Below are 25,844 nucleotides of genomic sequence, written 5' to 3' on the forward strand. Positions count from 1 at the left end.
ATATAAAACTATTTAAGAAATTTTATAAAATTCAATTGCTTATCAATTATGTGATTATTTTTCACCCATCGAAAACTAAAGTTTCATTTATGGAATAAAAGGCAGTATTAGTGATATTTGTCTCAAAACTGAGTGACTAGGGGTTTGTTTATCGGCCTCAAAGGTATTGGTGGGGGGAAGAGATTTCAACTGGCATAGGATATGTTAGGATGGGTGAAAAAATACAATAGAGTGGCTAGATTATGAAACGTTGGTACTTATTATATTGTAAGCGGGGTGAGCAGCCGCGCGCGAAGCTTCATCTGGAAAACCAAGGGGTAGAATGTTACTACCCAGAAGTCGTGGTTGAAAAGATAGTGCGCAATAAGCGTCAAGAAGTCACTGAGCCTTTATTTCCATCATATGTGTTCGTCAATTTTGATTATGAAGTAGGCCCTAGTTTTACTTCAGTGCGTTCAACTCGAGGTGTTGTCGATTTTATTCGGTTTGGTCCTTTACCCAAAGAAATTAATTCAACATTAATTTCAGAGTTAAAGATGCTCGAACAGAATGATCTTCACGTTCAGAATACATTACCAGAGAAAGGGCAGATACTCGAAATTACAGGCGGTCAATTTGCGGGTATTGATGCTATTTATCAAGAGCCTGATGGGGAAACTCGATCAATTTTACTGGTTAAAATGATTAACCAAAATGTAGAGATCAGTGTCGATAATAAAAATCTCGCAATGGGCGGTTAAATTAGATTAAAAAAAGGTGCCATTTGGCACCTTTTTTATATCTGTAGCGCGAATCAAGTTTAGTAAGCTTCTTGGTGAACGTTTTTGACAGCACGGCCTGATGGGTCGAGGTTGTTTTTGAACGATTCATCCCACTCGATGGCTTTCGCTGAAGAACAAGCAACCGATGGGCCACCTGGTACACAATGCGCTGCTGATTCTAGAGGGAAAAGCTCTTCAAAAATTTCACGATACAAGTAGCCTTCTTTAGTGGTTGGCGTGTTGTAAGGGAAACGGTATTGAGCAGTTTCCATTTGTTGATCTGAAATTTTCTCTGCTGCTTTTTCTTTCAGAGTATCAATCCAGTTGTAGCCCACGCCATCAGAGAATTGTTCTTTTTGGCGCCATGCAATGGATTCTGGTAGGTAATGTTCGAAACATTCACGCAGAATGTGTTTTTCCATTTTACCGTTACCACACATCTTATCTTTAGGGTTTAAGCGCATCGCTACATCAATAAACTCTTTATCTAAGAAAGGTACGCGTCCTTCAACTCCCCATGCTGCCAGAGATTTGTTGGCACGAGCGCAATCGAATAAGTTCAGTGCGAGTAGCTTACGTACTGTTTCTTCATGGAATTCTTTAGCGTTTGGCGCTTTGTGGAAGTATAAGTACCCCCCAAATATTTCGTCTGCACCTTCACCTGACAATACCATTTTTATCCCCATTGCCTTGATCTTACGACCCATTAAGAACATAGGAGTTGATGCACGAATGGTAGTGACATCATAAGTTTCGATGTGATAAATCACATCACGAATCGCATCAAGGCCTTCTTGAATGGTATACGTCATTTCGTGGTGCACGGTACCGATTTGATCGGCAACTTCGCGTGCGGCTTTAAGATCCGGAGCGCCTTCAAGGCCGATTGCAAATGAGTGCAGTTGTGGCCACCACGCTGCTGATTTTTCATCATCTTCAATGCGCATTGCAGCAAAACGTTTTGCAACGGCAGATGTGATTGAAGAATCCAAACCGCCTGAAAGTAAGACACCGTATGGTACATCGGTCATTAATTGACGTTTTACCGCTGCTTCAAGAGCTTCAGTTAACTCTTCTTTTGAAGTGACATTGTCTTTCACATTGTCATATTCAAACCAGTCTCGTTCATAGTAGCGTAGTGGTTCTTTATCGCCTGAACGATAAAATGAACCTGGAGGAAACTCACTAATAGATTTACAAACTGGAGTCAGTGCTTTCATTTCTGAAGCTACATAGTAGTTACCATGCTCGTCATGGCCTTGGTATAGAGGAATAATGCCAATATGATCGCGACCAACAAGAAACTCATCTTTTTCTTCATCATAAAGAACAAAAGCAAAGATACCGTTAAGCTCCTCAAGTAGATCCGCCCCTTTATCACGGTAAAGAGCCAAGATGACTTCACAGTCTGATTCCGTCTGAAAATCATACGTATCTGCATAGCGAGCACGGATTTCTTTGTGGTTATAAATTTCCCCATTCACGGCAAGGATCAGTTTTCTATCAGGACTGTAAATAGGTTGAGCTCCGCTATTTAAGCCCACGATCGCTAAACGCTCATGAGCGAGTATAGCGTGATCTGATGCATAAATACCTGACCAATCTGGTCCACGGTGACGAAGTTTTTTAGACATTTCTAACGCGACAGGGCGCAATGGAGCTGCGTCACTTTTAATGTCTAGAATGCCAAAGATAGAACACATACGACTTCCTTACTTGAATAGGTTTTAATCCGATGTCTTCAATTTGCCACTTTGACTAAAAAAAGCAACCAATAATTGGGTAAATAATTATATAAAAGCTCTTAAGGTGAATTAAATTTAATTTAATGGCTAAATATGTGAATGGTGTCTATGTTAAGGTGAAAAAACTAGCGATATCGTCATTAAAATGTCGTTTTAAACTCATTATTAATGGTTTTATCGTTATGATTTTTAAACAAAATATTTTCTTTTAATTATTGTACACGTATACCTCCAACAGGCGTTGAAGGTTAAAGATAACCGGTGAGGTTATTTAGTACTGGAAGGTTCGAATTTAGGTTTAAGTTGTTGGCAAACATGACGAGCGAACCCTGTTCCGGCTTCACTGTAGATGTTGAAAGCCGCATGAGCACCGCTATTAAGCATATCTTCTTTTTGGTCGTTATATTCTGCAATCGCGGCAATCTGCCCATTAAAGTTGTTTTGCTGCAAAAGATCTAAAGCCACTTTATTACCTTGATTATGCGGCATAGCAAGTAAAATAAGCTTTACTCTATCTTTATCGAGTATGCGTTCCCAAAAATCTGGGTCAGTTGCATCACCATTAATGACATTTCTCCCTTCTTCTCGTTGTTGAGCAACCGATTCTTCCTTGAGTTCAATACCCAGACAAATATTACCGTGCCTTGAATAGAGTTCATCATAAGCACCTGTTCCAATACGGCCCATCCCTAAGATGAGCACTTGTGCATTACCCGGGTTAATGAGTTTGTCTTTCGGATTGAGTGTTTCCGCAAGTTGTGGTTTTAACCAATGAGATGCTCTTCTGTACAACTCATGACCTTTTTTACCAATCGGAGCGGCGACAATAAAGGAAATAGGTACCGCAATAGCGATGGTGACTAATATGTCTCCAGGTAACCAACCCTGATGATAGGCTAAGCCACCCACAATCAGCCCGAACTCACTGTAATTAAATAAACTTAATGAAGCGAGCAATGTCGTTCTGACTCTAAAGTGGAATCGATTTAATACCCAAAAATAGAGCACGCCTTTCAGCGGCAAAAGCACAATAAGCACAAGCGCTAACAACAATCCGGTTAGTGTTGGTTGGGCTGATAAACCGATGTTTAGGAAAAAGCAGACTAAAAAAAGCTCTTTTAAATTGAAGAGTGACTTAGATAACTCAGAAGCCTTACTGTGATCAGATAACAGCATACCTAAAATAATGGCACCTAAATCTGGCTTTAAACCGACAATTTGGAATAGCCCTGCGCCCATGACGAGCGCAAAGAAAATGCCAAATAAAACCAACATTTCTCCGTGCCCAACCCAATCTAAAAGCTTGTAAAACACTGGGCGAATAAAAGGTAATAAAAACAACGCAACTGCATACCAGTGTGGTAGTTTCCCGGTCGATGCAGAAAGGAATATGACCGCAAAGATATCTTGCATTACCAAAATACCAATTGCGAGAGTGCCGTAGATGGCATTCATTTCGCCTTTTTCCTGTAATGATTTTACCGCGAATACAGTGCTGGAAAAGGATAGGGCAAAGCCAATAATAAGCAGTTGAGGGATTCCCAAGCCAGACAAACTGTGCAACCCCAAATACTGCAGAGCTAAAAGAGCAGCCGCAAACATTAAGGTGCACAAGAGGTTATGTAATGTGGCCCCTGCCCATACTTCTTTGGCTAGCAGGGTTTTAATATCCAGCTTTAGGCCTATAGAGAAGAGTAGTAACGTTACCCCTAAATCTGCCAGAGTAGTAATCATTTGGTTCGATTCATAACCAAAATAATGAAGGATAAATCCGGTAACTAAAAAGCCGACTAGAGGAGGTAAGTGGCACTTTAGGGCCACAAAACCGGCTAAAAAGGCACAGGAAATAAATATAAGATCCATAATAGTGTCTGTAATATTGGTAGTGTTTGCTAACTACTTGGGATAACGAGAGCTCACGTATATAGATAATAGCTTAGTGGACTAGTGGAAGTGGATGTTTAACAAGATAAATTTGCTCTCCGTGATGAAGAGCAAATTTACATTATTTTATGCCTTCTAACTTAGATCGTCTCTTCTTCAAGCAATTTTTGCAGCAGTTCGCCGTTTAACATCGCTCGTTTGATTAGGGCAAATGCGCTCAATGTTGGTTGATGGTCTAGCTGGGATGCGACTATTGGTAGGTTGGCATTAAAAGCACCTAGTGATTGGGTAAGAACATTGCGCTCGATCGCTGGGAAAAGAACCGAAGAGGCTTGAGTTATTTGCCCTGCAATAATTATTTTTTGCGGGTTAAATAAGTTGACTGTAATTGCCACGGCTTTCCCTATGTAATTGCCAACACGCGTTAGTGACTCCATTGCTAACGTATCACCTTGCTTGGCATGCTCACAGACGGCTTCAATGGTAATGGTCTCTTCTTGCGTAAGTGACGAAGGATAACCTTGAGCCAGTAAAAGTTTAATATGGGCAAGAATGGCTGGGTTAGTTGCTATGGTCTCAAGGCAGCCAAAGTTCCCACATTGGCAACGTTCACCAAGCGGATCCACTTGGATATGACCAATTTCACCCACATTCCGGTTATGGCCAAGAAATACTTGCCCATTAACAATGATACCTGCACCTGTGCCGCGATGAACGCTAATTAATATCGAATCTTGACAGTCTTGACTGGTACCAAAATAGTGCTCAGCTAGAGCCATTCCCCGGACGTCATTACCCACAAAACACTCGACGTGAAAGTGATTTTTAATGGTGTCTCCGATGGTCATGGTATCGATATCAACATGGGGCATATATTCAACAACGCCACTTTCTGGGTTCACTAGCCCGGGTAATGCAACCCCAATTGCAATAAGCTGTTTGATCTGAGTTTGTTGTTGGCTAATAAAAAACTCAATGAATTGGATGAGGCCCTCTACCAGTTGGGATTGGTCGGTATAGGGAAAGTCTTGACTAAGACTGGATAGCTGCTTACCACTGAGATCGTATAAACCAATCTCAATATAATCACGACCAAGTCTAACCGCGATAGAGTGGAAAAGAGTGACTTCTGTTTTCAAAGAAATCGCTCTGCGTCCACCCGTTGACGCTTGCTGCGCCACTTCTTTGATTAGACCGCGTTCTAATAGCTGGCGAGTAATCTTAGTGACGCTGGCAGGGGCTAATTGACTTACGTCTGCTACTTGAATTCGAGAAATAGGCCCATGTTGATCGATTAAGCGATATACCGCCGCGCTATTTAATTGTTTTACCAGATCTACGTTGCCTATTTGTCCGCCATTCATGCCTAGTTCTGCTCGTATTGTCCATTAACAATTGTCGCTTTGACTGTGAAGTCTCGATCGAAAATCGCTAGATTTGCCACCATGCCAGGTTTTATTTGGCCAAGCTTGTGATCTAAGCCAATGGCTCTAGCTGGATAAAGTGTGGCCATTCTGAGCGCTTCGTCTAAAGCGATACCTACATGCTCTACTGCATTTTCAATGGCTTTAATCATCGTTAACGCAGAGCCGCCAAGTGTGCCATGTTCATCAACACACTTACCATCTCGGTAATATACTTTTTTGCCCACAAAAATAAAGTAATCCATTTCAGCGCCTGCAGGAGCTGTGGCATCGGTCACTAATATCAACTTGTCTTGCTTGATTTTTTTTGCAATACGGATGTTGGCAAAGTCGACGTGAAAGCCATCAGCAATAATGCCAGTGTAGACATCTGGTGAGTCATAAACCGCGCCGACAGCGCCAGGTTCACGGCCAACAATTGAAGACATCGCGTTAAATAAGTGAGTCGCAAATGTCATACCGGACGCAAAACCTTCACGTGCTTGTTGGTAAGTGCAGTTGGTATGACCAAGGGAAACCACAATATTGGCGTTGGCTAACTGAGTGATATGTTGGTGATCGTTCACTTCTGGAGCCATGGTTACTTGTGCAATAACATCACTGTTTTTGCATAGGTAATCCACCATTTCTTGATTCGATGAACGAACATAATCAATATTGTGGATGCCTTTCTTTTCTGGGTTTAGGTAAGGTCCTTCCATATGCAGGCCTAATACTTGATTCGGCTTCGCTGACATATAACGGCGTGTGGTTTCAACCGCTTGACGCATATCCTCATCAGGAGAAGTGATGAAGGTGGGTAAAAAGCTGGTACATCCAGATTTCAGATTCGCTTTATGCATGATATCGAGAGCACTTTCAGAGATATCATCGTTAAACATGACCCCGCCACAACCATTAAGCTGTAAATCGATGAAGCCAGGGGAAACAATAGCACCTTCAAGATCAATTGTTTGGACATCTTCAGGTAGTTGTTGTTCAGGTACAATATTAGTGATCACATCGTTGTTTATAATCACTGCATAACCTTCTAATCTATCTTGCCCGGTATAAACAATGCCGTTGGTAAGTGCGTACTTCATTTGTTAATCCTTCATTTCTATATCTTAATCGACACAGAAAAAGCCTAGCTTTTTTATAGCCGGACTTTTACATACGTTGTGCCGTTATACCCAAAGCATCTCTGTCTAAATTTGCGTCATTTTTAACGCTATTTGGTGTTAACTGGCGCCAAACCCAGCTGGAAATGACTTGGGTATAAATGTTAATCGGAGGCTTTACCTTCTAGTTCCCTATAGGGGAGCTTAAATGACAATTATCCAATATAAATTGTTTAACTGTGAAAAGAATCAAAATATTTTTACTTTAGAATTCAATAAAATATAAAAATTCTAATCACTGACTGTCGTTATGGACACTTTTGTTTAATAGCGAAATAACTTTCAGTGTCACTGAGAAGTAATGAATAGCCGAGTAGTCAATACCTGACTTCCAGTTTACAACTTGCCATTAAGTTACCGTAACTTGACGGTATTTTACTCGGTAATGGATTTTATATTCATCAAGTTCAAATTTAGTATAGCGTAAAATATTGATATTTTATAATGTAAAATAAGTTATGACATAGTCTTCTTTTTTATGAGAATTCAATCAAATTAAAGTGATAGGTATCACATTTAAAAGGGTGAGTGGTTTGCTCGGTATGTTGTTCTGCTTACACTGAACCAACTAAATTGAATGACTAAAATAAGTTATAAGTTACACAAAAAGATGCGTGACAGCATTAAAGATACGGAAATCTAACTGGAGAGAAAATAAGTGAATATACTCGGATATGCACAAAAGCTCGGGAAGGCATTGATGCTGCCTATCGCGACTTTGCCTGTTGCGGCTTTATTACTTCGGCTTGGCCAAGGTGATTTGCTCGACATTCCTTTCATGGCGAACGCTGGTGGCGCCATTTTTGATCACCTTCCACTTTTATTTGGGCTCGGTATTGCCGTTGGTTTATCGGTAGATGGTGCTGGCGCTGCGGGTATTGCGGGCGCTGTTGCCTACTTTGTGGTAACGGCTACGGCAAAAACGATAGACGACTCTATCAATATGTCATTCTTCGGCGGTATATTCGCGGGGATCATTGCGGGCCACTCTTACAACGCTTTTTATAAAACATCTTTACCGCAATGGTTAGCGTTTTTCGCTGGTAAGCGCCTGGTGCCTATTATGGCGGGACTGTTCTCTTTAATTGCTGGTGCAATTTTAGGTGTGATTTGGCCTCCTATCCAAGGTGGCTTGGATGCATTAGCTCATGCTATTTCCTCATCGGGCTCTATTGGTCAATTTGCTTATGGGGTGTTAAATCGTGCACTGATTCCAGTTGGTTTACACCATGTTCTTAATTCATACTTTTGGTTTGGTATGGGTTCATGTCAAGAAGTGGTTGTGCATGGTGCGCATGCCGCAGCGAAAGCATTACCTTCATTGACCAAACTGTGTGTTGATCCAAGTATCGCGAAATCTTTGGTTGTTGGCGATATGCACACATTCCAATTTAAAAATGTAGTGACACCTGAAGTAACCGCTGTTGTTGACCGGGTGACAGACATTGTAAAAACCGGTGATCTAAATCGCTTCTTTGGTGGAGATTTAAGTGCTGGTACTTACATGAATGGTTTCTTCCCAGTGATGATGTTTGGTTTGCCCGGCGCTGCATTTGCGATGTACCTAGCCGCGCCAAAAGAAAAACGTACGGAAGTGGGGGGCATATTATTTTCTGTTGCGTTCTGTGCTTTTCTAACCGGTATCACTGAACCATTGGAATTCCTATTCGTATTTTTAGCACCGGCTCTTTATGCGATCCATGCTGTCTTTACGGGGTTATCTTTAGTTATTGCTAATATGTTTGGTACGCTAGACGGTTTTGGTTTCTCTGCCGGCTTACTTGATTTCGCTCTGAACTGGGGACTAGCAACCAAGCCATTTACTTTATTGCTGATTGGTATTGCTTTCTTCTTCTTGTATTTCTTTACGTTCAGCTTCGCGATTCGCTTCTTTAATTTGAAATCACCTGGTCGAGAGGAAGATCCGTCAGCAGCACCATCTCCCGCAGATAAAGGTCACGTTCCTGCTACAGACAATGGCATACTTGCCAAGCAGTATTTAAAGGCATTAGGTGGTCACGCTAACTTAGCAAATATTGATGCATGTATTACACGGTTACGTTTAACGGTGAATGATACTTCAGTGATTGATGAAAAAACGTTGAAACATCTTGGTGCCATGGGCGTAGTCAAATTAGGCGAAAATAACTTGCAGGTTATTCTGGGGCCGTTGGCAGAAATTATCGCTGGAGAGATGAACACGATCTCGCCAGATGAAGACTTATCCGATGTGACATTGCCATAAACGGCAATCAAGCATACTATGCTGCCCTCCCTAGTGGAGGGCTTTTTTGTAAAACAAAGTGGTTTATTTCAACGAATAGCGCTTTGAAAAGCAACAAACCATAAATAATCATAAGAAAAGCCATGCTTTTTATTGTGCATTACTTAATAATTGTGGATCATTAACCATAATAGTTTCTGTAGTGGTGGTGAAATAAACTGAAACCGCCATAAATCACAGAGAACTTTGTCTGACAATACTAAATAAACTTGAGGTGCTATAGATGAGTGAAGCTGAGGCTCGTCCATCGAACTTCATTCGCCAAATCATCGATAAAGATTTAGCGGATGGTAAACACACTAGCGTGCATACTCGTTTCCCACCGGAACCAAACGGTTATCTACACATTGGGCACGCAAAATCTATCTGTTTGAACTTTGGTATTGCTCAGGACTATCAGGGACAGTGTAACTTACGTTTTGATGACACTAACCCAGAGAAAGAAGATCTCGAATACGTTGAGTCGATTAAGAAAGATGTAGGCTGGTTAGGCTTTCAATGGTCAGGGGATATCCATTATTCTTCTGATTACTTTGATAAGCTATACGAATATGCAATCGAACTGATTAACAAAGGCTTAGCGTATGTCGAAGAGCTAAGTCCTGAGCAGATTCGTGAATACCGCGGCACATTGACTGCACCGGGTAAACACAGTCCATACCGTGACCGCAGTGTGGAAGAAAACCTAGCATTGTTTGAAAAAATGCGTGCTGGTGGTTTTGCTGAAGGTACGGCATGTCTACGTGCAAAAATTGATATGTCTTCATCATTTATGGTGTTGCGCGATCCTGTTATCTATCGTGTGCGCTTCGCAACTCACCATCAAACTGGTGATAAATGGTGCATTTATCCAATGTACGACTTCACGCACTGTATTTCTGATGCGTTAGAAGGGATTACTCATTCATTATGTACGCTTGAATTCCAAGACAACCGTCGTTTGTACGACTGGGTATTGGACCACATCGATATTGATTGTCACCCTCGTCAATACGAATTCAGTCGTCTGAATCTTGAATACACGGTAATGTCTAAGCGTAAGCTAAACCAACTTGTAACCGAAAAATTGGTTCAAGGTTGGGATGACCCTCGTATGCCGACTATTTCAGGTCTGCGTCGCCGTGGTTTTACTGCTGCATCTATTCGTGAATTCTGTAAACGTATTGGTGTGACTAAACAAGACAATATGATTGAATTCAGTTCACTTGAGTCTTGTATTCGTGACGATTTAAATGAAAATGCACCTCGTGCAATGGCCGTACTAGATCCTGTTAAAATTGTGATCGAAAACTACGACGCCGATAAAGTAGAAGTATTAAATCTGCCGAATCATCCAAACAAGCCTGAAATGGGCGAACGTGAGGTTCCGTTTACTCGTGAAGTTTGGATCGAGCGTGAAGATTTCCGTGAAGAAGCAAACAAGAAGTACAAGCGTTTGGTTCTTGGTAAAGAAGTTCGTCTTCGTGGTGCTTATGTGATTAAAGCTGAACGCATTGAAAAAGACGACGCTGGAAATATTACGACTATCTACTGTACTTACGATTCAGAAACATTAGGCGCGAATCCATCTGATGGCCGTAAGGTTAAAGGCGTTATTCACTGGGTATCTGTCGGTGAAGGTGTACCGGCAGAATTCCGTTTATACGACCGCTTGTTTACAGTGCCAAATCCAGGTGCTGCCGATGACTTTGCTGCGACCATTAATCCCGAATCATTAGTGAAACAGCAGGGCTTTGTTGAACCAAGCCTGGTATCTGCTGAAGCTGAATTTGGTTACCAATTTGAACGTATTGGTTATTTCTGCGCTGATAACAAAGATTCTAAGCCAGAGGCTTTAATCTTTAACCGTACTGTTGGCCTGCGTGATACTTGGGCCAAGATTGAAGCAAAATAACTTGTTGCAGTAAGAAAATGTTAAAGCCAGCGTCTCCGCTGGCTTTATTTTTTTCACAAGATTAATTAACCTTTTTGCAGGGAAAACAAAGGAGATAAGGAAAATTGTGTGAGATTTATGCGATTATTAGCCGTACCACACATTTTTTGGGTTTGTCCCTATAGTTTTGTCCCGCATTTCCGATATATTTAACAGATCTGTTTTTAATTTTTCCAAGCACATAGCTGAGCCTTATATGCGTCAATTTTTTAAGCGTTTGCTACTCCCTGTTGCAATAGCAGTCGCGACTCAGACTTCATTGGTCAGTGCTGAGGGGATTCGTCTTATTGGCCCGAGTGGTCAAGTTCAATCGTCGCCTCAATATAACACCGAAGTCCTTCGTAATTCGCAAACTACGGCGGGTGAAACACAACCGGCTAAATTTTTTGGCCCGACTAGTGAGCAAGATACTCTCTGGTCTATTGCGTCTCGTCTGCGACCTTCCAATACTGTTTCGGTTCAGCAAACGCTGTTGGCGATTTATCGTTTAAATCCTCAAGCATTTGAAAATCAAAATATTCATAGTTTGCTACCTGGTAGCACCTTACGGATTCCATCTTTAGCTCAGGTGCGCAGTGCAACGACGGCAGAAGCCATACGCATAATGAAAGCGCATCAAGCTCGTTTGGATGCGCAAAAAGCACAACAGACGACAAAAGCACCAGTAGCCAATCAAAACGCTGCGCCAGCAAATAATGAATCGCAAACCAATAAGTCAGCTACCACGGCTAATCCAACGCAAACACCAGCAAAAGCTGCTGACATTGAACAACAAATAACCTCATCAAAGAGCGAGGTTATGGCTCTCGAAGAGAAAAATCACCATCTTCGTTTGCAAGTGTCACAACTTCAAACCGAAATGGATACGCTAAAGAATCAGCTGTCCGATGAAGGGCGTATTCGTCAAGAAATAGAAAAAGCCTTACAGGAAAAACGAGTTCAGCAAGAAGAAGCGGCTCGAATGAAAAAGTCAGGTTTGGACGAATTGGTTGAAAACCCATGGTTAGTTGGGGCTCTAGCTCTCATTCCTGGACTTTTAATCGCGTTATTGGTTGTTTGGTTGTTGGGCCGTAAACGTAAAGATGAACCAGAAGAGCAAGTCGTACCAGAACAAGCCATTGTTGCTGAAGAGCCTATCACGCTAGGTGATGAACCTCTTGATATGGATGATGATGAGCTCAAACTGGATGAAGATCTGTTTGGTGAGTCGAGCAGCGATGAAGAGATTCTTTTCGATGATGAGTCATTATCAGAAGAAGATGATAAATCAGCAGAAGATGACCTCTTTGCTGAAATGGCCGATGATGATATGGATTTCGATCTCGGGGACGAAGATGGTGAAGATCTGTTCGCGGGCATTGGCGATGATGGTGATCTCGATGCAGATCTTGCTGGCGACGGTGGAGATGAAGCGCTCGGTTTAGATGAAATGCAAGATGCTTTAGATAAAGCATCAGAGCTGAGCGATGATGATCTGTTCGATTTGTCCAGTGATGATGATGGTTCAATCTCGCAAGATGATATTGAAGCATTGTTAGCTGAAGGAGATGATGAAGACCTCGCCGGTGATGAGCTTGATCAGTCGTTACTTGATGAACTACTCGCGAGTGGTGAAAGTGATCCTACTGATGAAACCGTTGACTTTGATTCCATGGTCGATGAAGACTCGCCATCGGCAGATGAGCTCGATTTAGGTCTAGATGGTGATCTTGATTTGAGTGACAGTGTTGCATCTGACGAGGAGTTGGATGAACTGTTTAACAATATCGAAGCTCAAGCTGACATAGAAACTTTAGAAGCGCAGGCAACTGAAGCAGAGGCATCTGATGATGATTTGCTTGATGATATGTTAGAGCCATCAAGCGATGAAACGACAAAAGAAAACAATTCGGTTATTGATGAAAATAGTGCAGCTCTACTCGATGAATTGCTGCAAGAGCCAACAGAAACTGATGAAGATGCAGACTTATTGTCACGTCTTGAATCAAGTGACGAGATGTTGGATGAGTTGCTCAATGACGGGGAAGAAGCAGAAGATGTTTTCGACCTGAGTGATAACAGTACCGAATTACTTGATGAGTTATTGGATGAAGGGCCATCTCAAATCGGTATTGATGATTTGGTTGAGGATCCTGAAGTTGAGGAGTTAAATTCTGAGGAGAATTCAGAAGATGATGGCACTGAATTGTTCGATGAGTTACTGGAGATAGAGCAACAAGCAGCATCCGACGAACCATTCGATAGTGAACATTTCATTGATGATCTAATCAGTAACGTCCCAGAAAAAGATCCTTTAATGGAAGACTTTGCTGAGGAGCAATCCGATGATAATCCAGTTGAAAATAGTTTTGACTTTGAACCTGAGATAGAAGGAAGCTCTGAAGAGCCAGAGCCAGAGCCAGAGCCAGAGCCAGAGCCAGAGCCAGAGCCAGAGCCAGAGCCAAATGAATTCGGTGTTCCTCAAGATGATGATTGGTTAATCGAAGAACCTGAGCAACAGGATGATGGCGAAGATAGTAGAGTGTTTGACTTGGCCGAGGAAGAATTGCCTGAGAGAACAGAGTCTGATCCTGAATCTCATGCACATTCTGAAGAAGCGCATAGTGAACAACTTGACACAGTTCAGCCAAACATTGAATTAGATGAACAGACTCCAGCAATTGATGAAGTTGCTGCAACGGAAAGTGAATCTGTATTAGCTCAACAGCAAGCCGATGAACACCAATTAACCGATCAGGAATCGGAGGTGTCTTCTGGTGACGTAAGCGAACCTGAGGAAGAATCTGTAGCAGAAACTTTAGCTACAGAGGATGTTGCTCCTATCACTGAAGCGGTTGGGGAACAAGAGGTTACTGAAGACGATGCGTTAGCGGCAATTGAAGAGCCTGAGGTTACCGCAGAAGCGCCAACGCAAGCAGAGNCTGAGGAAGAATCTGTAGCAGAAACTTTAGCTACAGAGGATGTTGCTCCTATCACTGAAGCGGTTGGGGAACAAGAGGTTACTGAAGACGATGCGTTAGCGGCAATTGAAGAGCCTGAGGTTACCGCAGAAGCGCCAACGCAAGCAGAGACTGATGATGAATTCGCGCTGGACGATTTCGACCTTGGCGATGNCGAGCTTCCTGAATTCACTGAAGACGATGCGTTAGCTGCTGTTGATGAGCCAGAGGCTCCGATTGAAGAGCCTGAGGTTACCGCAGAAGCGCCAACGCAAGCAGAGGCTGATGATGAATTCGCGCTGGACGATTTTGACCTTGGCGACGATGAGCTTCCAGAGTTCACTGAAGACGATGCGTTAGCTGCTGTTGATGAGCCAGAGGCTCCGATTGAAGAGCCTGAGGTTACCGCAGAAGAACCAACGCAAGCAGAGGCTGATGATGAATTCGCGCTGGACGATTTNGACCTTGGCGACGATGAGCTTCCAGATTTCACTGAAGACGATGCGTTAGCTGCTGTTGATGAGCCAGAGGCTCCGATTGAAGAGCCTGAGGTTAGCGCAGAAGCGCCAACGCAAGCAGAGGCTGATGATGAATTCGCGCTGGATGATTTTGATCTTGGTGATGAAGAGCTTCCTGAATTCACAGAAGACGATGCGTTAGCTGCTGTTGATGAGTCAGAGGCTCCGATTGAAGAGCCTGAGGNCTGAGGAAGAATCTGTAGCAGAAACTTTAGCTACAGAGGATGTTGCTCCTATCACTGAAGCGGTTGGGGAACAAGAGGTTACTGAAGACGATGCGTTAGCGGCAATTGAAGAGCCTGAGGTTACCGCAGAAGCGCCAACGCAAGCAGAGGCTGATGATGAATTCGCGCTGGACGATTTCGACCTTGGCGATGANGAGCTTCCTGAATTCACTGAAGACGATGCGTTAGCTGCTGTTGATGAGTCAGNGGATCCGATTGAAGAGCCTGAGGTTACCGCAGAAGCGCCAACGCAAGAAGAGGCTGATGATGAATTTGCGCTGGATGATTTTGATCTTGGTGATGAAGAGCTTCCTGAATTCACAGAAGACGATGCGTTAGCTGCTGTTGATGAGTCAGAGGCTCCGATTGAAGAGCCTGAGGTTACCGCTGAAGCGCCAACGCAAGCAGAGGCTGATGATGAATTCGCGCTGGACGATTTTGACCTTGGCGACGATGAGCTTCCAGAGTTCACAGAAGACGATGCGTTAGCTGCTGTTGATGAGCCAGAGGCTCCGATTGAAGAGCCTGAGGTTANCGCAGAAGCGCCAACGCAAGCAGAGGCTGATGATGAATTCGCGCTGGACGATTTCGACCTTGGTGATGAAGAGCTTCCCGAATTTACTGAAGAAGACGCTTTAGCAAATGCTGAAGAGCCGACCAGAGAAGAACCTCAAGCCACAGCAGCAGAATTTGATGAATTTGATCTCGGTGATGACGCGTTACCCGAATACACAGAGGAAGATGCCTTAGCTGAATTTACTCCACCGGAAGAGCGATTAGATTCGGATGGGGAGTCTTTAGCAGAGGATGACTCTAGATTAGAAAAAGGGACTGTTGAAGAACCAAAAACAAATGCGGAAGATTTATCAAATTTAACCGATGGGTATGAAGAGCAATCATTATCCAATTGGTTAGATGAATCGGATAGCGAGCAAGACGGTTTTGACTTTGATACCCCAATAGATGCCCGAACCATAGATAGTGCCGGTATGGATATCGACGCTATGTTAGAAATGGGAGGGGAAGATTGGAATGGTTTCAACTTAACACCAGAGCAACAAGCTGATATATCGGATGATGTTCCGGATGAAGAAGCGGCTGTTTGGCAGTCTGATATTCAAAATCAAACGGCGGATGTTGTTGAAGAAAACTGGGGTCAACAAGACGAAATTGATGATATTGAACCCAACAATAAGAAGTTCATGACAATTGATGAGCTGATGGCTCAAGTAGAAGGTGATGAAGACGGTTTCAATCCAGATGAAGAAGATTTAAAACTGGACGTCGGTTTGAATGAATTTCCAGATGTCATCGGTGATATTTCCGATGTTGATGTTGATCTTAATGCTGCCGCTGCAGGTAAACTAGATTTAGCTAAAATGTACGTCGAAATGAATGACAGTAAGAGTGCAATTAAGCTATTAGAAGAGGCGATTGTTGATGGTGATGATAATATCCGTCAGCAAGCCAAATTGCTTATTGATAAGCTAAATGGTCGAGCATAGGACATAAAAGGCAGGGAAATCCTGCCTTTTATGCGTACAAATTAGAAATTCTTATCAATTGATATTATACTTCTCGCCCCCATTTTTAATGAGAAGAACATCATGAGAATTGCTTTAGGTATTGAGTATGATGGTGCTCAGTACTATGGTTGGCAACGACAACGAGAAGTACCCAGCGTCCAAGAGCATTTGGAAAAAGCGCTTAGCGTTATTGCTAATCACCCTGTTGAGGTGCAATGTGCGGGACGCACAGATGCCGGTGTTCACGGAACAGGGCAAGTTGTCCACTTTGATACCTCAGCAGAGCGCAAAATGGTAGCTTGGACGATGGGGGCCAATGCTAATATGCCAAAGAATATTGCGGTACGTTGGGCTAAAGCTGTGCCTGAAGAGTTTCATGCTCGTTTCAGTGCTACGGCGCGCAGGTATCGTTATATCATCTATAATCATGCGTATCGTCCAGCGATTTTAAATCAGGGCGTGAGTCATTATCACGGTGATTTAGATGAAGAAAAAATGCAGATAGCAGGACAATATCTGTTAGGTGAAAATGATTTCACATCGTTTCGAGCCGCACACTGTCAGTCACGTAGCCCATGGCGTAATGTGATGCATTTAAATGTGACTAGGAAAGGACATTTTGTTGTTGTGGATATTAAAGCGAATGCTTTTGTACACCACATGGTTCGTAATATCGTTGGCAGCTTAATTGCTGTCGGACGAGGTGAGCAACCACCCGAATGGATTCAGTGGTTACTTCAAGCTAAAGACCGTAACTTGGCTGGTGCAACAGCAAAAGCTGAAGGTCTCTACTTAGTTGAAGTGGATTATCCACAAGAGTTTAATTTGCCTAAAGTTCCTGTTGGACCTTTATTTTTACCTGATGAGTTACTCGGTTAAGTTTTAGGCAATAAACTCCCCAAAGTCATGCGTGTGCCCTGTGTGAAAAATAGGTACAACCAGTTTTTTGTGCACAGTTAGGCGGTTATGTGGTTTAATCCTCACGCATTAATATTCGATTTGTATCTTTCGCGATGGCGCGGGAGAGTAGAAAGAAAAAGGTCTTCCATGAGTTGGCTCGAAAAGATTTTAGACAAAACCCATATCGTAAGTTCTCGCAAAGCAAATATCCCAGAAGGGGTATGGACGAAATGTACCTCATGTGAGCAGGTATTGTATTACGCGGAATTAGAACGAAATCTAGAAGTTTGTCCTAAGTGTAATCACCATATGCGTATGACCGCTCGTCGTCGCTTAGAAACCTTCTTGGATGAAGATAATCGTTACGAAATTGCTGCAGAACTTGAACCACAAGATAAACTGAAATTTAAAGATCAGAAACGTTATAAAGAACGTATCGCAGCAGCACAGAAGAAAAGCGGTGAGAAAGACGCTTTAATCGCGATGAAAGGCGAAGTGATGACGGTGCCAGTTGTGGCATGTGCTTTTGAATTCTCTTTCATGGGCGGCTCGATGGGCTCGGTAGTAGGTGCGCGTTTTGTTCAGGCAGTTAATGAAGCTATTGAACATAACTGTGGTTTAGTTTGTTTCTCTGCAAGCGGCGGTGCTCGTATGCAGGAAGCGCTAATGTCACTAATGCAGATGGCGAAAACCAGTGCAGCTTTAGAACGTCTATCGCAAAAAGGTTTGCCATTTATTTCTGTTTTGACTGACCCAACCATGGGGGGTGTATCTGCAAGTCTAGCGATGCTAGGGGACATCAATATTGGTGAACCTAAAGCTCTTATTGGATTTGCTGGTCGTCGAGTTATTGAACAAACAGTACGTGAAGATCTACCAGAAGGTTTCCAACGTAGTGAATTCCTGCTTGAGCATGGTGCTATCGATATGATCGTTGATCGTCGTGATATGCGTGATCGAGTGTCAGGTTTACTCGCAAAAATGACTGGTCAAGAATCACCTTTTGCTCATCAAGTAGAAGAAGAGCAAAATGATGAATCATATTCTGTACCAGAAGCAGACAAAAAAGGGTAAAGTAGTCACTAACTAAACCAACGCAAACATGGTTATACGTTAGATGAAACAAAACCTAATTCCACAAGCCACATCTCCTCTTACGGTGTGGCTTGATTATTTAACTCATATTCACACATCTGCTATCGATCTTGGTCTTGAACGCGTCTCTGCAGTGGCTGAAAAAGCCAGACTGACCAAACCTGCTCCTACAGTTATCACCGTTGCTGGTACCAATGGCAAAGGCTCCACCTGTGCTTTAATGGAAGCTATTTTACTTGATGCTGGCTATAAAGTAGGTGTTTACAATTCCCCTCATCTTATTCGCTACAACGAACGTGTGCGTGTAAACGGCCAAGAGCTTGCAGATGAAAAACATACTGCGGCTTTTGCCTATATCGAAGAACAACGCGGAGATGTTTCACTCAGTTTCTTTGAATACGGCACATTGGCTGCCTTAAGAATATTTCAGACCGAAAAAGTGGATGTTGTATTACTTGAAGTGGGACTCGGTGGGCGCTTAGATGCGACAAATGTCGTTGATCACGATGTTTCTGTGATCACTAGCCTGGCTATCGATCATGTTGATTGGCTAGGGGATGACATCAATGTCATTGGCTATGAAAAGGCCGGGATTTTCCGCGGTGGCAAGCCTGCGATTTGCGGCCAGCCCACTCCTCCTGCCACTGTTGCGGCTCATGCTGATGATATCAAAGCAGATTTCTACCAAGTTGGCATCCAGTTTGATTATGAAAAAACGTCGGATACAAGTTGGCGTTGGCATAGTGGCAGTTTTGATCTCGATGATTTACCGTTACCTTCGTTACCATTGCCGAACGCTGCCACATCGTTGATGGCATTAGGTAAATCCGGGCTAGAGATTACCGATATCAATATCACGAATGGATTAAAAAATGCCCAATTGGCTGGTCGAATGCAACAAATCCACAGTTCACCCGTGATTTTGCTGGATGTGGCTCATAACCCACACTCCGCTGGATACCTTGTCAGTCAACTTGAGTCACGTTTAAAAGGGCAAAAAGTTCATTTAGTTGTCGGTATGCTGCATGATAAAGATATCAAATCAACGATGGGAATTTTGGCACCTGTAGTAGACTCGTGGTATCCGGCTTCTTTGCATGGACCTCGTGCCGCGACTGCAGATGAGCTTTGCAGTTACATACAGCCATTTACCAGTCAAACATTAGTTGAATATCCAACACCAGTGCAGGCTTTTGAAGCAGCGTTGACACAAGTTTCGGACGAGGATGTCATAGTCGTCGCCGGTTCATTCCACACAGTTGGTGAAGTGTTGGAGCATTGGCAAACTAAAGGAGTATAAATGGCGAGCAAGTTTCAAAGCCGTTTGGTAGGTACTATTGTTTTAGTCGCAGTTGGAGTTATTGTCTTACCTGACGTCCTTGATGGGCAAAAGACACACTATAAAGAAGATGTAGCGAGTATCCCTATTAAACCAGAGCTGGATAGTAATTCTGAGCAGTTCGAGGTATTGGACCCTGTTGAAGATAAAGCCGAACTTCCTAAATCTCCTGTTACTGTCACCGAACAGAGTAACGTAGATAAAGGCAAATCGGTGAATGCATCTCAGCCGAAGAAGAGTGATCAGGTGAAAACCGTTGTTACTCAATCTGCGAATAACCCAGACGATGCTCAGTTTAAAGATAGTGCCTGGCTCATCCAGTTAATGGCGTTGAAAAATGCTGATAACGCTCAGAAGGTGGTTGCTGACCTACAAAAACGTGGTTATCAAGCACACACGAAAAAGGAAAACGGATTTACTCGGGTAATCATAGGGCCTGATGTTTCAAAGAGTAAGTTAGAGCAGCAGCTTGATGAATTAGAGAAAATTACCGGTGCAAAAGGTCAATTGCTCAAATTTAAGCCGCTAAACCCATAAGAAAACGTTTGCGTCGCGCATTTTTCTGTTAAAATGCGCCCAAACTTAAGATGTAGAATTCATGAATTGGTTAGATATTGTCATTTTAAGTGTGATCGGCTTGTCTGCGCTGATCAGTTTGGTACGTGGCTTTGCTAGGGAAGCATTGTCGTTAGTGATTTGGTTTGGAGCGTTTTATATCGCTTCTCAGTATTACGCAAAATTGGCAGTATACTTTACCAATATCAAAGATGAGGTATTCCGCAACGGCGCAGCGATAGCTGCATTGTTTGTCGCTACACTTATCGTCGGAGCCATCGTCAACTACGTAATATCGCAGTTGGTGCAAAAAACAGGTTTGTCCGGTACGGATCGGATCCTTGGCGTTGTATTTGGCGCCTTAAGAGGCGTACTTATTGTCGCTGCAGCCTTGTTTTTTTTAGATGCGTTCACCGCGTTTCCGGACTCAGAGTGGTGGAAAAACTCGCAATTGGTTCCTGAATTTAGTCGAATCATTTCGCCGTTTTTCGAACACTTGCAAGCAACATCAAGTTTTCTTTCTGGCGCACATTAGCGCCAGTTATCGTCGCAAATCGAGGATTAGCACATGTGTGGTATTGTAGGAATCGTGGGCACAACGCCTGTAAACCAGTCTATTTATGACGCGCTAACGGTATTACAGCATCGTGGCCAAGATGCCGCGGGTATTTGTACCATAGAAAGCAATCGTTTTCGTCTGCGTAAGGCGAATGGGTTAGTGAAAGATGTCTTTGAAGCAAGACATATGCAACGTCTCCAAGGCACTGTCGGTATCGGCCATGTTCGTTACCCAACTGCAGGTAGCTCAAGCGCTTCAGAAGCTCAGCCTTTCTATGTTAACTCTCCTTTCGGTATTACTCTGGCTCACAATGGTAACTTGACTAACGCAAGTGAAGTTCGCCAGCGAGTTTATGATAAAGACCGTCGTCACGTTAATACGACTTCAGATTCTGAAGTGTTATTGAATGTATTAGCTCATGAAATTGATACAGTTCGTGGCACCGTAAATGAAGATGACGTGTTCCGTGCTGTTGCTAATGTTCACCGTACTATTAAAGGTGCTTACGCTGTTGTTGCAATGATCATCGGTCATGGTTTGATTGCTTTCCGTGACCCACATGGTATTCGCCCACTTTGTTTAGGTAAACGTGAAGTCGCTGGTCGTACAGAGTACATGGTTGCCTCTGAATCAGTAGCATTAGATGCGGTCGGTTTTGATTTTGTTCGTGATGTTGCTCCAGGCGAAGCGGTATACGCAACATTTGATGGTAAGCTATACACGAAACAATGTGCTGATAATCCGACGCTAAATCCATGTATTTTTGAATTCGTTTATTTTGCTCGTCCTGATTCATTTATCGACAAGATCTCTGTGTACAGTGCTCGTGTTGAAATGGGTAATAAATTGGGTGAACGGATTAAAAATGAATACTCTGATCTTGATATTGATGTCGTAATTCCTATCCCAGAAACATCAAATGATATCGCTTTACGCATTGCCCAAGCCATTAATATTCCATACCGTCAGGGGTTTGTGAAAAACCGTTATGTTGGCCGTACTTTTATTATGCCAGGGCAGCAACAACGTAAAAAATCGGTACGTCGTAAATTGAACGCTATCCGTTCTGAGTTTAAAGGCAAAAACGTATTATTAGTGGATGATTCCATTGTACGCGGTACCACATCAGAACAGATCATCGAAATGGCGCGTGATGCAGGTGCAAATAAAGTGTATATGGTATCTGCGGCTCCAGAAATTCGTTTCCCTAACGTTTATGGTATCGATATGCCAAGCGTTAATGAATTGATAGCGCATGGTCGTGACAACGAAGCGATTTGTAAGCAAATTGGCGCAGATGCATTAATCTTCCAAACGTTAGATGATTTAGTGGACGCTGTCGGTTGTGGTAACCCTGATATTACTCAGTTTGAAACATCAGTCTTCAATGGTGAGTATGTCACAGGAGATATCGATCAAAACTATCTTGAGTATCTTGAGTCAATGCGCAACGATGATGCGAAGCTGCAACGCGAAATCCAACAAGATTTAGCAAACTTAGAGTTGCATAACGAAGGCGCGTAAGGTGTAAACCGAATTAATTTCTTGAAAGGGCTTCCACGAGGAAGCCTTTTTTATATCGGTTGTAGTGGTACGAGCATAAAAAAGCAGCGTTAATTAACGCTGCTTTTGAGGTCATTTGGGTATAAACGATGAGCTTAACAACTATAAAACCATAGCAGCTATCCAGCCGAAGATGATCAATGGGATATTATAGTGAACAAAAGTGGGAACCACGGTTTCCCATATGTGCTCATGCTGGCCATCAATATTTAAACCCGACGTTGGGCCTAAGGTAGAATCGGAAGCTGGTGAACCCGCATCCCCCAATGCTGCTGCAGTACCTACCAGAGCAATGGTCGCCATTGGTGAAAAGCCAAAAGCGAGAGCGAGAGGTACGTAGATGGTTGCGATGATTGGAATGGTTGAAAATGATGAACCAATACCCATAGTTACAAGTAGACCGACAACCAACATCAATAGCGCAGCTAGAGGACGGTTATCGCCAATACTCGTTGATAATGCCTGAACTAATGATTCAACGCCACCAGACTGTTTCATTACCGCTGCGAATCCCGCTGCTGCAATCATGATAAACCCGATCATTGCCATCATATGTACACCTTGGGTGAATACATCATGAGTTTCTTTCCATGCGATAACACCACCAAAGGTGAAAACCATGAAGCCGGCTAGGGCACCAATAATCATAGACCCTGTTGCTAATTGAACTGCAAGCGCCGCAATAATACCGATAATAGCAACGACAATATGTTTTTTATTTAACGTAATATGTTTTTGCTCAGTAGACGTATAGTGCGTTTCTTTATATTCACGAGGTTTACGGTAACTAAAGAATACGGCGACTAAAAGACCGAATACCATTCCCGCACCTGGTAACAGCATTGCTGTTGGAACTTGTGCAGCCGTTACGTGAGCTAGGCCGTTATCGTGTAGGTTTTTGAGCAGAATGTTATTTAAGAAAATGCCACCGAAGCCGATAGGCAGGATCATATAAGGTGTGATTAAGCCAAAAGTGAGTACACAAGCAATTAAACGGCGATCGAGTTTAAGTTTTGCAAAAACGCCAAGCAATGGTGGAATTAAAATTGGGATAAAGGCGATATGAACAGGAATAACATTTTGAGACGAAATTGCCATCAAAAGTAGGGCAACAAGAACTAAGTATTTTAGGCCAATAGTTGCAGCGCCGTGCTCTTTGCCATGTAATTTCTTAATGACGTATTGAGCAAGTAAATCAGTAATTCCCGAGCGCGAGATAGCGACAGCAAAGGTCCCTAACATAGCGTAACTTAGAGCAATAGTGGCACCACCACCTAAGCCACTTTCAAAGGCAGCGACAGCATCGGTAAGGCTCATACCCGAGACCAAACCGCCGACGATGGCACTAAAAGTAAGTGCAACAACGACATTGATGCGCATCAATGCTAGAAGTAGCATGATACAGACAGAAATAACGACAGGATTCATTTTATTCTCGAACAGTTGTGCTTCAACTATGCAAAATGTACTCAAATACACTTAAAGTCCCACTGATTGAATGAGGACAAAAATGTTCAGAGCCATTTCAACTAGATAATTATTTAATTTTTTTCATCATCACTAATTAATGGCCAGCCACCGAGTGCTTTCCATTTATTAACGATACCGCAAAAGAGCTGTGCAGTTTGCTCAGTATCATACAACGCAGAATGAGCCTCTTTATTATCGAAGTCCATTCCTGCGGTACGACACGCTTTTGCTAACACAGTTTGCCCATAGGCAAGGCCAGCTAAGGTTGCTGTATCAAAGGTAGCAAAAGGATGGAAAGGTACCCGTTTAAGCTTACAGCGCTCATTGGCTGCCATAACAAAACCGTGATCAAATGCTGCGTTATGTGCCACGATGATTGCTCGGCTGCAATCGGCATCTTTTTGCTCTTTACGCACTTGTTTGTAGATTTCTTTAAGCGCGTAATCTTCACTTACTGCCCCACGCAGTGGGCTAAAAGGATCGTGGATACCGTTAAATTCAAGAGCGGCTGGCTCCAAATTAGATCCTTCGAAAGGTTCAACATGAAAGTGAATGGTTGAGGCTGGATGGAGATCGCCATGTTCGTCCATGCGAAGTGTAACAGCACAGATTTCTAACAAGGCGTCGGTTTTGGCATTAAACCCCGCAGTTTCTACATCGATAACCACTGGAAAATAGCCACGAAAGCGTTTTTTCAGGGTTAGAGCTTCATCGGTATTATTCATGTTTACCCTAGTGTGTGTGACAGGGGCAGCATTATTGCAGATTATGCTGATAAAAAAAATCCGCATGGCTATTTTGAGTGTAATTTCTGCTTTTTTATTGGCTAAACATACTAGAAATATTTATATAACTAGATATTAAATCTGGAATGTTAGGGTTTGGTGGTTATGACACTAATAATTCTTTCTCAAAGGTAATAGATTCTAGTGTGGGTTAAAAATGTACGCATGTTGGGTGAGATACGATGAATTGGCGAGATTTTTGCATCCTTATTGTCATAGCGAGCGCAGTGGCAACTGTTGTCTCATCATTACCGTGTTGTATTAAGAGAAAAGCTTTATGAATAAATGGGTTGTGTCAGGTTTAATGACCGTCGGAATGATGACGTCGTTAGCGGCATATGGGTTCGAAAAACACTATGTGGCAAAACCGGAGCAGTCTAAATGGGAACTCAAAACGAATACTCCGCTTGAGTGCCGCTTAGTGCACCCCATTCCAAACTATGGTGATGCTGAATTTTCCTCTCATGCGGGTAAAAAAATTAATCTAGATTTTGAATTAAAGATGTTACGTCCTATGGGGGCAACACGAGATGTAAGTTTAGTCTCTATGCCTCCAGCTTGGCGGCCAGGAGAAAGTGCTGAGCGCATGACAACCCTAAAATTCTTTAAACAGTTTGATGGCTACGTCGGTGGGCAAACTGCTTGGACTATGTTAAGTGAATTAGAGCAGGGGCGTTATCCTACATTCAGCTACTCAGACTGGCAAAGTGGTGATAAACGTATTGAAGTTGGGCTATCTTCGGTGTTGTTCCAGGCGCAATACAATGCGTTTAGTGATTGCCTGTCAAAATTACTACCCTACAGTTTTGAAGACATTTCATTCACTATCTTGCACTATGATCCGGGCAATAACGTTGAGCTAAATAAAGCATCACAGAGACGTTTGGCGCAAATAGCTAATTACATTAAGTACAACAATAATATCGATTTAGTCTTGGTTTCGACTTATACGGATTCCGCAGAAACGAAAAACGTTAGCCAAGATTTATCTGATAAACGTGCTGAATCATTACGTAAGTATTTTGAGTCATTGGGATTGCCGCAAGATCGTATCCGTGTAGAAGGTTACGGTAAACGTCGTCCTATTGCCGATAATGCGTCGCCGATTGGTAAAGCGAAAAACCGTCGGGTTGTGATATCGTTGGGCCGTACAGATATGTACTATTAACCGATGCTTTCT

16 protein-coding genes and 3 pseudogenes are annotated in these 25,844 nt (G+C 42.8%); 13 read left to right on the top strand and 6 right to left on the bottom strand.

From position 1 onward, the window contains the following. The first annotated feature begins 242 nt into the window (after positions 1–242). Positions 243–740 (top strand): transcription/translation regulatory transformer protein RfaH, encoded by a 498-nt coding sequence (rfaH, locus tag F9817_RS09345; RefSeq protein WP_161154776.1) that lies wholly within the window; start codon positions 243–245, stop codon positions 738–740. 59 nt (positions 741–799) lie between these two features. Here rfaH and asnB read toward each other — a convergent pair whose 3' ends face one another. The 4 genes from asnB to nagA all read right to left on the bottom strand — a co-directional run bounded on the left by asnB (position 800) and on the right by nagA (position 6,896). Further along, positions 800–2,464 (bottom strand): asparagine synthase B, encoded by a 1,665-nt coding sequence (gene asnB / locus F9817_RS09350; RefSeq protein WP_161154778.1) that lies wholly within the window; start codon positions 2,462–2,464, stop codon positions 800–802. A 309-nt stretch (positions 2,465–2,773) separates the two neighbouring features. Then, positions 2,774–4,369, bottom strand: coding sequence for a cation:proton antiporter family protein (locus F9817_RS09355; protein ID WP_161154781.1), 1,596 nt, complete (start codon positions 4,367–4,369; stop codon positions 2,774–2,776). A 161-nt stretch (positions 4,370–4,530) separates the two neighbouring features. Continuing rightward, positions 4,531–5,754, bottom strand: coding sequence for a DNA-binding transcriptional regulator NagC (nagC, locus tag F9817_RS09360; protein ID WP_161154783.1), 1,224 nt, complete (start codon positions 5,752–5,754; stop codon positions 4,531–4,533). 2 nt (positions 5,755–5,756) lie between these two features. Continuing rightward, positions 5,757–6,896, bottom strand: coding sequence for an N-acetylglucosamine-6-phosphate deacetylase (gene nagA, locus F9817_RS09365; RefSeq protein ID WP_161154785.1), 1,140 nt, complete (start codon positions 6,894–6,896; stop codon positions 5,757–5,759). A 736-nt stretch (positions 6,897–7,632) separates the two neighbouring features. On the opposite strand from nagA, the gene nagE reads away from it, so the two are divergent. From nagE to purF, 11 genes and pseudogenes are all read left to right on the top strand, one after another. Next, a complete protein-coding gene (gene nagE / locus F9817_RS09370; RefSeq protein ID WP_161154787.1) occupies positions 7,633–9,219 on the top strand; it encodes an N-acetylglucosamine-specific PTS transporter subunit IIBC in 1,587 nt (528 codons plus the stop codon). Between the two features lie 262 nt (positions 9,220–9,481). Next, positions 9,482–11,152, top strand: coding sequence for a glutamine--tRNA ligase (gene glnS / locus F9817_RS09375; RefSeq protein ID WP_161154789.1), 1,671 nt, complete (start codon positions 9,482–9,484; stop codon positions 11,150–11,152). A gap of 235 nt (positions 11,153–11,387) precedes the next feature. Beyond that, entirely contained in the window at positions 11,388–14,837 is a 3,450-nt protein-coding gene (locus F9817_RS09380) for a FimV/HubP family polar landmark protein (RefSeq protein ID WP_161154791.1), read from the top strand. Positions 14,838–16,263: 1,426 nt separating this feature from the next. Continuing rightward, complete coding sequence (locus F9817_RS24495; RefSeq protein ID WP_427916704.1) at positions 16,264–16,377, top strand: FimV/HubP family polar landmark protein; 114 nt, start codon at positions 16,264–16,266, stop codon at positions 16,375–16,377. Positions 16,378–16,479: 102 nt separating this feature from the next. After that, on the top strand, positions 16,480–17,277 hold the full coding sequence (truA, locus tag F9817_RS09390) for a tRNA pseudouridine(38-40) synthase TruA (protein ID WP_161154795.1): 798 nt from the start codon (positions 16,480–16,482) through the stop codon (positions 17,275–17,277). A 168-nt stretch (positions 17,278–17,445) separates the two neighbouring features. Beyond that, on the top strand, positions 17,446–18,372 hold the full coding sequence (gene accD / locus F9817_RS09395; protein WP_161154797.1) for an acetyl-CoA carboxylase, carboxyltransferase subunit beta: 927 nt from the start codon (positions 17,446–17,448) through the stop codon (positions 18,370–18,372). A gap of 43 nt (positions 18,373–18,415) precedes the next feature. After that, positions 18,416–19,693 (top strand): bifunctional tetrahydrofolate synthase/dihydrofolate synthase, encoded by a 1,278-nt coding sequence (folC, locus tag F9817_RS09400; protein WP_161154799.1) that lies wholly within the window; start codon positions 18,416–18,418, stop codon positions 19,691–19,693. Next, positions 19,694–19,913, top strand: a pseudogene (locus tag F9817_RS24500) (cell division protein DedD); the annotation flags it as partial. It abuts the gene before it with no gap. A 116-nt stretch (positions 19,914–20,029) separates the two neighbouring features. After that, positions 20,030–20,269, top strand: a pseudogene (locus F9817_RS24505) (SPOR domain-containing protein); the annotation flags it as partial. Positions 20,270–20,330: 61 nt separating this feature from the next. Beyond that, complete coding sequence (locus F9817_RS09410) at positions 20,331–20,822, top strand: CvpA family protein (protein ID WP_161154803.1); 492 nt, start codon at positions 20,331–20,333, stop codon at positions 20,820–20,822. Positions 20,823–20,855: 33 nt separating this feature from the next. After that, on the top strand, positions 20,856–22,370 hold the full coding sequence (purF, locus tag F9817_RS09415; protein WP_161154805.1) for an amidophosphoribosyltransferase: 1,515 nt from the start codon (positions 20,856–20,858) through the stop codon (positions 22,368–22,370). A gap of 141 nt (positions 22,371–22,511) precedes the next feature. On the opposite strand, the gene F9817_RS09420 is transcribed toward purF, so the two are convergent. Both F9817_RS09420 and rnt read right to left on the bottom strand, forming a co-directional pair. Then, positions 22,512–23,837 carry a Na+/H+ antiporter family protein gene (locus F9817_RS09420; RefSeq protein ID WP_161154807.1) on the bottom strand — a complete coding sequence of 442 codons (1,326 nt, stop codon included), beginning with the start codon at positions 23,835–23,837 and terminating at the stop codon, positions 22,512–22,514. Between the two features lie 113 nt (positions 23,838–23,950). Beyond that, positions 23,951–24,604, bottom strand: a complete 654-nt coding sequence (gene rnt, locus F9817_RS09425) for a ribonuclease T (RefSeq protein WP_161154809.1) — start codon at positions 24,602–24,604, stop codon at positions 23,951–23,953. Positions 24,605–25,010: 406 nt separating this feature from the next. Here rnt and motY point away from each other — a divergent pair. Then, a pseudogene (gene motY, locus F9817_RS09430) lies at positions 25,011–25,832 on the top strand (flagellar protein MotY); the annotation flags it as partial. Positions 25,833–25,844 lie beyond the last annotated feature (12 nt).

The sequence above is a fragment of the Vibrio eleionomae genome (genome assembly GCF_009874545.1).
GTDB lineage: Bacteria > Pseudomonadota > Gammaproteobacteria > Enterobacterales > Vibrionaceae > Vibrio > Vibrio nitrifigilis.